Below are 11,824 nucleotides of genomic sequence, written 5' to 3'. Positions count from 1 at the left end.
CTCCGGCGCCCGGGCCGCCCAGTACCCCCTCCCCCCCCCGCCCGGACCCCCCGACCGACCCCCCCGGCACCCCCCCGGTGCCGGCCCCGCGGGGGGGGCCGTCGACGCGGCCCGCTTCCGCGAGCGCTTCGGCGTGCCGCTCGTCGAGGGCTACGGCTCCTCCGAGGGCGGCGCCTCCGTCCAGCGCACCGCCGACACGCCGGCCGGCGCGATCGGCCGCGCGGCGCCCGGCGACGACCTGGCCGTCGTCGACCCCGAGACGCTCCGCGAATGCCCGCCGTCCCGCTTCTCGGCCACCGGCCGCCTCCTCAACGCCGACGAGGCCATCGGCGAACTCGTCAACCGCGGCGGCACCGGCACCTTCGAGGGCTACTGGCGCAACCCGGACGCCGAGGCCGCCCGCCGCCGGGGCGGCTGGTACTGGACCGGCGACCTCTTCCACCGCGACGAGGCCGGCTTCCTCTACTTCGCCGGCCGCACCGACGACCGGCTCCGGGTCGACAGCGAGAACCTGGCCGCCGCCATGATCGAGGCGATCCTCTCCCGCTGGGAACGGGCGGCGGGCGTCGCCGTCTACGCGGTCCCCGACCCGGTGGCGGGCGACCAGGTCATGGCCGCGCTGTCCCTGCGCCCCGGCGCCTCCTTCGACCCGGGCGCCTTCGCGGCCTTCCTGGCCGCCCAGCCGGACCTGGGCACGAAGATGCCCCCGCGCTTCGTCCGCGTCACCCCGGCCCTCCCGCTCACGGCCACCAACAAGATCCACCGCGTGGCCCTGCGCCGCGCGTCCTTCCTCTGCGACGACCCCGTCTGGTGGCGCCCCACCCCCACCTCCCCGTACGAACCCCTCACCGCCCCCGCCCTCACCGCCCTCCGGGCCCGGTACGCCCGGCACGGCCGCACCCCGGCGTAGCCGTCAGACCAGGTGCGCGGTGAAGAACGCGGCCGCCGCCTCGCCCGCGCGGAGCCTGGCCCCGGGGTCGGCCGGGTGGTCCGCGAAGAAGTCGTCGTGGCGGACGGCCGGGCCCACCGACGCGCCGCTCGCGCCCGGCACGTGCTCCAGGTACGGGCGTACGTCGACGTCGTACGGGTTGATCGTGTCCGCGCCGCCCCAGCGGATCCCCACCGGGACCCGCACGCCCGCGAGGCTGTCCCGGGTGACGAGCGCGCCCACCCCCGGCGCGACCTGGAAGACGGCCCGCACCCGCGGGTCGGTCAGGTCGTCGCCGGCGCCGGCGGGCAGCCCCTGGCCCGGCCGCTTCGCCCGCAGCGCGTCCAGCACACCCGGGAACTCGGGGAGCGGCGGCAGCGGCACCGCCCCCGTCAGCACGGCCTCCAGGAGGACGGGATCGAGCCGGGCGCCGGCCACGGCCGCCGCCGTGTAGCCGCCGAGGGAGAAGCCGGCGGCGCCGACCGGGCCGAGCGGGCCCTCCTCGGCGAGCCGGTCGAGGACGAAGGTGACGTCCCGGGGCCGCTCCCACGCCCACAGGAAGCCCTCCGGCTCGTAGCCGTCGACGTGGTTGTTGCCGTGGTGGTCCAGCGCCACGGCCCGGAACCCCGCCGCGAGCAGCGGGCGGACCAGCCACTCCATGTCGGCGCCCGACCCGCCGGTGCCGTGCGACACCACCACGGTCCCGCGCCCGCCCCCGTCCGGCACCCAGTCGTACACCCGCACCGGCCGCGGCCGCCCCGGCTCCCGCCAGTCCTCCCGCGACCCGTCGAACAGCACCCGTATGGAGGGCCCGACGCCCCCGTCGATCGTCATGGCCGCATCGTAGGAGGGGTAGGTCCAGCCCCACCCCCGGCACACCCACCCGCCCCCTCGCCGCGCCCCGCCGCCGACGCCTACGGTGGGCGCTCATGGAAGCCCGTGACGTCCGGCAGGCACTCGTCCGCCGCCCCCGGCAGTACCCCTTCGGCGCCTGGCCGTGGCGGTCCGCCGCGTATCTCGCGAGCGGGGTCCTCGGCGGCGCCCTCGCCTGCGCCGTCCTGCTCGTCCTGCTGCTCGCCTCGCTCCTCCTCGTCGGCATCCCGCTGCTGCTGTCCGGCGGGGTCGCGCTCGGCGGCGCCGAGCGGCTGCGGCTGCGGCTGGTGGACCGGACGCCCGCCGCCGACCCGCACCGGCTGCCCGCCGCGCCCGGGCTCGGCGCCTGGGTACGGACGCGGGCGGCGGAGCGGGCGACCTGGCGGGAGCTGGCGTACGCGCTCCTCTTCGCCACCGTCCTGTGGCTCCTCGACGCCCTCGTGCTCGCCGTCACCGTCGCCGCGCCCGGCACCCTGCTCGCCGCGCCCCTGCTGCTGGCCGCCGACGGGCGGGAGACCAAGCTCCTGAAGACCGTCCTGGTGACCTCGTACCCCGGCGCCCTCGCCGGCGCCGCCGTCGGCGCGCTCCTGCTCGTCGTCCTCTGCTACCCGCTCGGCCTGTACGCGGCCGGGCGCGGTGCGCTCGCCCGGGCGCTGCTCACGTCCGGCGAGCGGGACGGGCTCGGCGAGGTCATCGCCTCCCGGGCCCGGCTGGTCGACGCCTTCGAGGCCGAGCGCCGCCGCATCGAGCGGGACCTCCACGACGGGGCCCAGCACCGGCTCGTCGCGCTCACCATGACGCTGGGCCTGGCCCGGCTCGACGCCCCTCCGGGCGGCCCGCTGGCCGAGCGGCTGGCGCAGGCGCAGGCGGAGGCCGGGCAGGTCCTCGCCGAGCTGCGCGAGCTGATCCACGGCATCCATCCGCAGGTCCTCGCCGACTACGGCCTCGGCCCGGCCCTCGCCGACGCCGCCGACCGCACCGCCGTCCCCGTCGACGCCGACCTCGACGGCCTGCCCCGGCTGCCGGCCGCCGTGGAGAGCGCCGCGTACTTCACCGGCCGCGAGGCGCTGGCCAACGTCGACCGGCACAGCGGCGCCACCCGCGCCCGCCTCACCGGCCGGCACGACGGCCGCGTCCTCGTCCTCACCGTCGAGGACGACGGGCGCGGCGGCGCCGACCCGGCGGGCGGCTCGGGGCTCACCGGACTCGCCGACCGGCTCGCCGTCCTCGATGGCACACTGACGATCACCAGCCCGCCCGGCGGGCCGACGGTCCTACGAGTGGAGATCCCGTGCCGCGTTCGCTCCGCGTCGTCCTCGCCGAGGACGGCGTCCTCCTCCGCGAGGGACTGATCGGGCTGCTGTCCCGTTTCGGCCACCAGGTGGTGGCCGCGGTCGGCGACGCGGAGGCGCTGCGCGCGGCGGTCGCCGCCCACGACCCGGACGTGGTCCTCACCGACGTACGGATGCCGCCCGGCTTCCAGGACGAGGGGCTGCGGGCCGCCGTCGCCCTGCGCGCCGAGCGACCCGGCCTGCCGGTCCTCGTCCTCAGCCAGTACGTGCAGCGGGACTACGCCTCCGACCTGCTCGACTCGGGCGACGGCACCGGCGTCGGCTATCTGCTGAAGGACCGGGTGGGGCAGGTGGAGGAGTTCGTGGACGCCCTGGACCGGGTCGCCGCCGGCGGCACGGTCGTCGACCCGGAGGTCGTGCGGCAGCTGCTGCGCCGCCGCCGGGACCCGCTGGCCGCGCTGACCCCGCGCGAGCGGGAGGTCCTGGCGCTGGTCGCGGAGGGGCACTCGAACGGGGAGGTGGCCCGCCGGCTGGTCGTCACCGAGGCCGCCGTCGGCAAGCACATCGGCAACATCCTGGCCAAGCTCGACCTGCCGCCGGCCGAGGACACCCACCGCCGGGTCCTCGCCGTCCTCGCCTACCTCCAGGCGTGACGGACCCCGCCGGGGCATGCAGAAGAGGCCCCTCGCTTTCGCGAGGAGCCTCTTCCTGTCGGTGCGCCGCCAGGGACTCGAACCCCGGACCCGCTGATTAAGAGTCAGCTGCTCTAACCAACTGAGCTAGCGGCGCCTGCTGACAGAGAAAATACTACCTGGTCCCGGGGGGTGCTCGTGACCACCCCGCCGGGACCGTGCTCCGGACGCCTCAGATCGCCAGCGACAGCACCACCGGGGCCGCCCGCCGGTTCAGCGTGTCGGCGGCCGAGCGCAGCCGGTGCGCGTGCTCGATCGGGAGGGAGAGCGCGAGGCAGCCCACAGCGGAGCCGGCCGTCAGCGGGACCGCGGCGCAGACCGTGCCGACCGCGTACTCCTGGAGGTCGAGGACCGGGACGGTGGGCGGCTGGCTGTCCAGCTTGGAGAAGAGCACCTTCTCGTTGGTGATCGTCCGGGAGGTGAGCCGGGCGATCTTGTGCCGGGAGAGGTGGTCGCGCCGCCCGTTGAGGTCGAGCTGGGTGAGCAGGCACTTGCCGACGGCGCTGGCGTGGGCCGCGGAGCGGAAGTCGACCCACTCGTGCACCTTGGGGGTGCGCGGGCCGTCGGCGAACTGGGTGATCTTCACCTCGCCGTCGATGTACCGGCTGATGTAGACGGCCGCCCCGACGGAGTCGCGCAGTTCGGTGAGGGTCTCCTGGAGCTTGGCCTCCAGGGCGTCCCGGCGGGTCGAGCCGGAGCCGAGCAGGACGAGGGAGTCGCCGATGACGTACGCGCCGTCGGAGACCTGCTCGACGTACCCCTCGCGGCGGAGCATGAGGAGCAGCGACGCCAGATGGGCGACGGGCAGTCCGGCCTCCCGTGCGATCTGCACGTCCGACACCCCGCCGCCGTGGCGCGACACCGTCTCGAGGACGCGCAGGGCGTACTGCACCGAGTGGAACGGCGCGGTGGGCTCGGGCTTCAGCGCCACGGTTTCCCCCTACCAGGTTGTGACCGCAAGCTTCCGTACCACGATAGCCGCCAAGGACCGTTTACGGGGCGGCTGTTGGCGAGAATCATGCGGAGGATCCGGGCCCTGTACTGGGACGCACCACCCTGGCATATGACAGGGGCATGGCTGGCCGTAAGAGTCTGAGGTCAGAAGGGTGCAGACGTGCGCTCGCGCGGGTGTTCGGCTCATGGACGGACGAAGATTTTCCGTGGAGATCCGGACCTGGAGCCCGCCACTCCGGTGGCCGGAATGTGACCCCGGTCACCCGGATCGCCCCGAACGCCCCGGAATAAGGGCCACCGCACCCCTGTTGGCGTTCCGATGGACGTACCCGCGCGGAGGAAGGACCGGACGGTGAGCGAGACCGGCACCCAGGAAGAGGCGGCCACGGCGGACGACGCCATACGCGGAGAGGCCCTGGGCACCGCCCCCGTGCCGCTCTCCGTGCTGGACCTGGTGACGGTCGGCAGCGGCTCCACCGCGAGCCGGTCGCTCGCCACCAGCGTGGAGCTGAGCCGGCTCGCCGAGCGCCGCGGCTACCACCGGCACTGGGTGGCCGAGCACCACTCGATGCCCGGGGTCGCCTCCTCCTCGCCGGCCGTGATCCTCGCCCACCTCGCCGCCCACACCCGCCGCATCCGCCTCGGTTCCGGCGGCGTGATGCTGCCCAACCACGCCCCGCTGGTGATCGCCGAGCAGTTCGGCACCCTGGAGGCGCTCGCCCCGGGCCGGATCGACCTCGGCCTCGGCCGCGCCCCCGGCACCGACGGCGCCACCGCCGCCGCGCTGCGCCGCACCGACACGCTCGACGAAGGCGCCGACGACTTCCCGGAGCAGCTCTCCGAGCTGACCCGGTTCCTGGACGACGACTTCCCGGACGCGCACCCGTACTCCCGGATCCACGCCGTGCCCGGCCCGGTGCAGGGCCCCCGGGGGCGGCCGCCGGTCTGGCTGCTCGGCTCCTCCGGCTTCAGCGCCCGGCTCGCCGGACTCCTCGGCCTGCCCTTCGCCTTCGCCCACCACTTCTCGGCCCGCAACACCATCCCCGCGCTCGACCTCTACCGGGAGTCCTTCCGCCCCTCCGCGGTGCTGGACGAGCCCTACGCCCTGATCGGCGTCGCCGCCCTCGCCGCCGACGACGAGCGGGAGGCGCACCGCCAGGTCCTCACCGGCGCGCTGTCGATGCTGCGGCTGCGCACCGGCCGTCCCGGGCTCATCCCGACGCCGGAGGAGGCGGCGGCGTACGGCTTCGCCCCGGCGGAGCGGGAGTTCGTCGACGGCTGGCTGGCGAACGTCGTGTACGGCACCCCGGACGCGGTCCGGTCGGGCCTCGACGAGCTGCGGAAGCGGACCGGCGCGGACGAGCTGATGCTGACGGCCAACGTGCACGGCGGGGCGGCGCGGCTGCGGAGCTACGAACTGATCGCGGACGCCTACGGCTTGCCCGAGCTCGACTGAATCTCGGATTCCGGCGGGGGAGTGGTTCATTCCCGAACCACCCCGCCAGCTTCCCTAAGTGAACCTTAAACCGCTCGTCACCGATGGTGGCGAGCGGTTCCCTTTGCGCCGCACGCCTCTGACGAGGGCTTTCATCGCCAAATTGGTCTAGTCCTCAATCTGGTTCAGACCATTGACGCGCCGTTCATGCGGGGGCTATCACTGCTCCAACTCCTGTACGGCACCACCAGTACCCCCCATCGGAGGACGCTCGTGCACCCCCGTAAGTCATTGATCGCCGCGCTGCTCAGCTCGGCCCTCGCCGCCGGCGCCCTCGCCGCGACCGCGGGCCTCGGCTCCGCGCAGGCCGCCGACGCCTCGACCACCGCCTCCGCCGGCGGTGTGCGCATCGCGTACTACGACCAGTGGAGCGTGTACGGCAACGCGTTCTACCCCAAGCACCTCGACACGCGGGGCATCGCGAGCCAGCTCGACGTCATCAACTACTCGTTCGGCAACATCCACCCGACGAACCTCACGTGTTTCATGGCCAACAAGGCCGCGGGTGACGACAACAACCCGAACGCGGGCGACGGCGCGGGCGACTCCTACGCCGACTACCAGAAGTCCTTCTCCGCGGCCGACTCCGTCGACGGCGTCGCCGACAAGTGGGACCAGCCGATCGTGGGCGTCTTCAACCAGTTCAAGGAGCTGAAGGCGAAGTACCCCCACCTGAAGATCAACATCTCGCTGGGCGGCTGGACCTACTCCAAGTACTTCCACGACGCGGCGAAGACCGACGAGAGCCGCAAGAAGCTCGTCTCCTCCTGTATCGACCAGTACCTCAAGGGCAACCTGCCGGTCGAGGGCGGCTTCGGCGGTGCGGGCACGGCGGCCGGCATCTTCGACGGCATCGACATCGACTGGGAGTACCCGGGCTCCTCCGGCGGCCACCTGGGCAACCACTACGGCCCCGAGGACAAGCAGAACTTCACCCTGCTCCTCGCCGAGTTCCGCAAGCAGCTCGACGCGTACGGCGCGGCCAACGGCGGCAAGAAGTACCTCCTGACCGCGGCCCTCCCGGCCGGCCAGGACAAGATCAAGTACATCGAGACGGACAAGATCGGCGCGTACCTCGACTACGCGAACATCATGACGTACGACATGCACGGCGCCTGGGACGGCGACGGGCCGACGTACCACCAGTCCCCGCTGTACTCCGGCTCGAACGACCCGACCGACGTCATCGCGCCGGGCCAGGAGAAGTACTCGATCGACGCCGCCATCGACTCCTGGATCGACGGCAACCCGACCTACGGCATCACCGGCGGCTTCCCGGCGAACAAGCTGACGCTGGGCTACGAGTTCTACTACCGCGGCTGGAAGGGCGTGCCCGCCGGCACCACCAACGGCCTCGCGCAGACCGCCACCGGCGGCTCCAACGCCCGCCCGCTCTCCCAGCAGGCCGGCATCGCCCACTACAAGGAGCTCGGCGGCGTCGTCGACAACGCCTCGACCACCTTCTGGGACGACCAGGCCAAGTCCTCGTACTTCTACAAGGACGGCGAGTTCTTCACCGGTCTGAACCAGCGCTCCATCCAGGAGCGGGTGAACTACGGCAAGCAGCGCGGCCTGGCCGGCGCGATGATGTACTCGCTCCTCGGCCTGGACGAGAACGCCACCCTGCTGAAGCAGATCAACACCGCGCTCGGCGGCACCACCGTCCCGCCGACCACGCCGCCCACCACCCCGCCCACCACGGAGCCGACCACGCCTCCGACCACCACCCCGCCGACCACGCCCCCGGCCGGCTGCGGCTCGCTCCCGGCCTACGTCGCCGGCCAGGTCTACAACGCGGGCAACGAGGTCTCCCACAACGGCCGCAAGTGGAAGGCCAAGTGGTGGACCCAGAACGAGACCCCCGGCACCACCGGCGAGTGGGGCGTCTGGCAGGACCTCGGCGCCTGCTGAAGCTCCTGACCGCCCCGCGCGGCACCGCATGAACCACTGCCCCCGCCCGGAATGTCCCTCCGGCCGGGGGCAGTCCCATGCCCCGGTGCGCCCCCGGCGCCTCAGACCCGCAGCGGGGTCGTGCCCTCCAGCATCGCGGCGATCCGGTCCGGGCCCACCGCCCGCGAGTACAGCCAGCCCTGTCCGGTGTCGCAGCCGATCCGCCGCAGCCGCGCCGCCTGCCCGGCCGTCTCCACGCACTCGGCGGTGACGGTGAGCCCGAGCCGGTGGGCGAGCTGCACCAGCGCCTCCACGATCAGCTCGTCCGCCGGGTTGGCGTGCTCCTCGTCCTGGAAGCCGCGCACGAAGGAGCCGTCCAGCTTGAGGACGGAGACCGGCAGCCGGCTCAGATAGGCCAGGTTCGAGTAGCCGGTGCCGAAGTCGTCGATGGCGATCCGCACCCCCATGTCGCTGAGCGCCTGCAGGGCCTGGAGCGGCCGGCCGGCCGAGCCCATCACCGCCGACTCGGTCAGCTCCAGCTGGAGCAGGTGCGGGGCGAGCCCGGTCTCGGCGAGGATCCCCGCCACGTCCGCCACCAGGTCGGAGTCCCACACCTGACGGACCGCCACGTTCACGCTCACGAAGAGCGGCCGCTCGCGCGGATGGTCCTTCTGCCACTGCCGGGCCTGCTCGCAGGCGGTCCGCAGCACCCACCGCCCCAGCTCGACGATCGAGCCGTCCTCCTCGGCGATCCCGACGAACCGATTCGGCGGCAGCACCCCGAACTGCGGGTGGTTCCAGCGCACCAGCGCCTCCACCCCGCGCACCGCCCCGCCCGCCAGATCGACCAGCGGCTGGTACTCCAGGGCGAACTCCCCGCGCTCCACGGCCGGCCGCAGCGTCGAGGAGAGCGCCTGCCTCGTCATCCGGTGCGCGTTGCGCTCGGGGTCGAAGAGCGTCCACCGGGCCTTGCCGTCGGCCTTCGCCCAGTACAGCGTGGTGTCGGCGGCCTGCATCAGACAGGTGGCGGTGGCGCCGGCGGCGGCGCGCTCGACGACGCCGATCGACGCCGAGACCGAGAGCCGCTGCCCGCCGAGGTCGAAGGGCCGCTCCAGCGCGCGCAGCACCGAGCGGGCCAGATCGGCGAGTTGTTCCGTCCCGGTGGAGTCCTCGACGAGGACGGCGAACTCGTCGCCGCCGAGCCGCGCCACCAGATGGCCGCCGCTGCGGGTGTAACCGGCGCTGTCCGCGCACTCGGTGAGCCGCCCCGCGACGGCGGCGAGCAGCCGGTCGCCGATCCGGTGCCCGAGCGTGTCGTTGACCGCCTTGAAGCCGTCGAGGTCCAGGTAGCACAGGCCGATCCGCCCCGTTCCGCCAGGGCCGTGCGACGGATACGACCGAGGGGGACGGTGGGTCCGGTACGCCTCCGGCGCGCCGGTCGGCCCGAGCGGCCCGCCCGTGCCGGCGGCCGCCTCGGCGCTCTCCGCGTCCGCCGCCTCCAGGGCGGCCGAGAGGCGCTCGAAGAAGAGCGCCCGGTTGGGCAGCCGGGTCACCGGATCGTGCATCTGGAGGTGGCGCAGCCGGGCCTGGAGCTCGCGCCGGTCGCTGATGTCCGCGACGGAGAGCAGCACCCGGCCGGTGTCGGGGACCGGGGAGACGGTGACCTCGGCCCACAGCCTGCGCCCGTCCGGGTGCTTGAGCCGGCGGGTGCAGCGGAAGCGGGAGCGGCGGCCGCGCAGCACCTCGCGGTAGGCGTGCCAGGTGCGTCCGTCGGCGGCGAGGTCCACGAGGTCGGCGGCGGCCTGCTCGCGCAGGGCGGCGCTGTCGGTGCCGAGGAGGGTGCCGAGCGAGTCGTTGGCGGCGATCACCAGGCCGTCCCGGTCCACCAGGGCCATGGCGAGCCGGGAGACGCGGAAGGCGGCCCGGTAGTCGCGGAGTTCACGCTCCGTGAGTGCCGGGCGGGCCGGCGGGATGCCGGGCGGTTCTGGGTGTACCGGTCCTTCGGGGGTTCCGCTCACCGCTCGCTCCCGTGGTGCAGGGGGGCCGTTCACATGTGGTCGGGATGGTCGGCCTGGGACAAGTGTGCCGATCATAGAGCCAGCCCGGGTGACCGTTCCAGCTACGGAGCGGGCGGCCGGGGCCCCGGACGGTGTGAGGCTGACCACCGGACGCCACCCCCCGACCGTTTCCGCACGGGTCTGACGTGCGACGGCGGCCGAATGACCGAAGGTGACTGTCCGTGAGCTGAAGTGCGACCGTCTCTCGTCCACCCCGTGCCGCGCCCTCACCCGACCGGGGCAGCGGAAACATGCGAAACACCGCGAACCATCACAAGGTGGTGGAGGTGTCCCGCACTCGCGAACCGGAGGTCCACGTGGAGGGTCAGCAGCCACCCGGGGGAGTGGAGCGCTCCCGGCTGCGCGCCGGAGCCGCCTCGTTCACCGCGCTCGCCGCGCTCGCGGCCACCGGCCTGGTCGCCGGGCCCGCCGTGGCCGCGCCCTCGGCCGGCCCCTGCGCCCTGCCGCGTACCGCCGCGCACCACTCGCTCGGCCTCTCCAGCTGGAACGGCTCCTATCCGCGCCCCGAGCGGACGCTCGACGCGGTGATGATCTTCCTGTCGTTCCCGGACGCGGCCCCGCTGACCACTCCGGAGGAGCTGACCGCCGACCACTTCCCGGCCACCACCGAGTTCTTCCAGCGGGCCTCCTACGGGCGGTTCACCCTGCGCCCGCACCCGCGCACCGCCTGGACGCAGATGCCCCGCCCCTCCACGGACTACGACATACGGCGTGACTGGGACGCCGGGAAGCGGGCCGCCTACCTGCGGGACGCGATCGCCGCCGTCGACGGCTCCGTCGACTTCTCCCGGTACGACATCGTCTACCTGGTCGCCGACCCGGACGCGCCCGGTGTCGACTCGGACGCCACCAAGGTCGTCAACCTGGAGCGGCCGCTGGAGGCCGACGGCACCTCCATCCGGCGGGTCGTCACGGTCTTCGAGCGGCATCCGCCGGACCGGAACGTCCTGGCCCACGAGACCGGCCACGTCTTCGACCTGCCCGACCTGTACCGCCGGCCCGCCGACGGCAAGGGCGACTGGGACACCCATGTGGGCGACTGGGACGTCATGGGCAGCCAGTTCGGGCTCGCCCCCGACCCCTTCGGCTGGCACAAGTGGAAGCTGGGCTGGCTCGACCGCTCCCAGGTGGCCTGCGTCCAGGGCGGCGAGCCCCGGGTGGTCGGCCTGGAGCCCGTCTCGGCCGCCCCGGCGACCCCCACCACGCGCTCCACCCGGCTCGCCGTCGTCCGCACCGGCCGGGACAGCGTCCTCGCGGTCGAGGCCCGCGCCGCCACCGGCAACGACGCCGACACCTGCACGGAGGGCGTCCTCGTCTACCGGGTGCGGGCCGGCGCGCCCTCCGGCGACGGCCCGGTCGAGGTCGTCGACGCCCACCCGGCCACCGAGGCGTGCTGGGAGCGCTCGGTCTACCCGCCGCTCGCCGACGCGCCGATGGAGGTGGGGGAGACGCTCACCGTGCCCGGCACGGGCGTCCGCGTCGAGGTCGCCGACCGCAGCGAGGCCGGCGTCTGGACGGTGAAGATCACCCCGCCGATCACGGAGTAAACAAGAAGGGGCCCCCCCACCGGGGGGGGGGGGGTGATTGGGGGGGGCCCCCCGGGCGGGAAAACCCCCCCCCCC

Annotated in this window: 9 protein-coding genes and 1 tRNA gene; 6 read left to right on the top strand and 4 right to left on the bottom strand. The window is 74.0% G+C overall.

All coding sequences use genetic code 11. The annotated features are described in order from the left end of the window. On the top strand, window positions 1-910 hold a 910-nt coding region (locus ACFW1I_RS34185; protein WP_384677285.1), incomplete at its 5' end, for an AMP-binding protein. Between the two features lie 3 nt (window positions 911-913). On the opposite strand, the gene ACFW1I_RS34180 is transcribed toward ACFW1I_RS34185, so the two are convergent. Beyond that, entirely contained in the window at window positions 914-1,762 is an 849-nt protein-coding gene (locus tag ACFW1I_RS34180) for an alpha/beta hydrolase family protein (protein WP_384677284.1), read from the bottom strand. 95 nt (window positions 1,763-1,857) lie between these two features. Between ACFW1I_RS34180 and ACFW1I_RS34175 the strand changes: the two genes are divergently transcribed. Both ACFW1I_RS34175 and ACFW1I_RS34170 read left to right on the top strand, forming a co-directional pair. Continuing rightward, complete coding sequence (locus tag ACFW1I_RS34175) at window positions 1,858-3,153, top strand: sensor domain-containing protein (RefSeq protein ID WP_384677282.1); 1,296 nt, start codon at window positions 1,858-1,860, stop codon at window positions 3,151-3,153. Next, on the top strand, window positions 3,093-3,746 hold the full coding sequence (locus ACFW1I_RS34170) for a response regulator (protein ID WP_384677280.1): 654 nt from the start codon (window positions 3,093-3,095) through the stop codon (window positions 3,744-3,746). Before ACFW1I_RS34175 ends, ACFW1I_RS34170 begins: the two co-directional genes overlap by 61 nt. 62 nt (window positions 3,747-3,808) lie before the next feature. Here the strand turns inward: ACFW1I_RS34170 and ACFW1I_RS34165 are convergent. Further along, a tRNA-Lys gene (locus ACFW1I_RS34165) sits at window positions 3,809-3,882 on the bottom strand. Between the two features lie 75 nt (window positions 3,883-3,957). Further along, on the bottom strand, window positions 3,958-4,716 hold the full coding sequence (locus tag ACFW1I_RS34160) for an IclR family transcriptional regulator (protein ID WP_384677278.1): 759 nt from the start codon (window positions 4,714-4,716) through the stop codon (window positions 3,958-3,960). 375 nt (window positions 4,717-5,091) lie between these two features. Between ACFW1I_RS34160 and ACFW1I_RS34155 the strand changes: the two genes are divergently transcribed. Then, complete coding sequence (locus tag ACFW1I_RS34155) at window positions 5,092-6,195, top strand: LLM class flavin-dependent oxidoreductase (protein WP_384677276.1); 1,104 nt, start codon at window positions 5,092-5,094, stop codon at window positions 6,193-6,195. A gap of 252 nt (window positions 6,196-6,447) precedes the next feature. Next, the gene (locus tag ACFW1I_RS34150; protein WP_384677274.1) at window positions 6,448-8,145 is read left to right on the top strand and encodes a glycosyl hydrolase family 18 protein; all 1,698 of its coding nucleotides are present in this window, start codon (window positions 6,448-6,450) and stop codon (window positions 8,143-8,145) included. Between the two features lie 101 nt (window positions 8,146-8,246). Here the strand turns inward: ACFW1I_RS34150 and ACFW1I_RS34145 are convergent, their stop codons facing one another. After that, window positions 8,247-10,142, bottom strand: coding sequence for a putative bifunctional diguanylate cyclase/phosphodiesterase (locus tag ACFW1I_RS34145; RefSeq protein ID WP_384677272.1), 1,896 nt, complete (start codon window positions 10,140-10,142; stop codon window positions 8,247-8,249). Between the two features lie 356 nt (window positions 10,143-10,498). Between ACFW1I_RS34145 and ACFW1I_RS34140 the strand changes: the two genes are divergently transcribed. Further along, a complete protein-coding gene (locus ACFW1I_RS34140; protein ID WP_384677287.1) occupies window positions 10,499-11,749 on the top strand; it encodes a M6 family metalloprotease domain-containing protein in 1,251 nt (416 codons plus the stop codon). Window positions 11,750-11,824 lie beyond the last annotated feature (75 nt).

The sequence above is a fragment of the Streptomyces sp. NPDC058955 genome, assembly GCF_042741435.1.
Lineage (GTDB): Bacteria > Actinomycetota > Actinomycetes > Streptomycetales > Streptomycetaceae > Streptomyces.
Note: the sequence above shows the minus strand (reverse complement) of the source record. Positions and strands in the feature narration are given on the sequence as shown.

Bases quoted from the DNA above. Each gene is read 5' to 3' on its own strand.
- ACFW1I_RS34180 (WP_384677284.1), bottom strand. From the start codon at position 1,762: ATGACGATCGACGGGGGCGTCGGGCCCTCCATACGGGTGCTGTTCGAC.
- ACFW1I_RS34175 (WP_384677282.1), top strand. From the start codon at position 1,858: ATGGAAGCCCGTGACGTCCGGCAGGCACTCGTCCGCCGCCCCCGGCAG.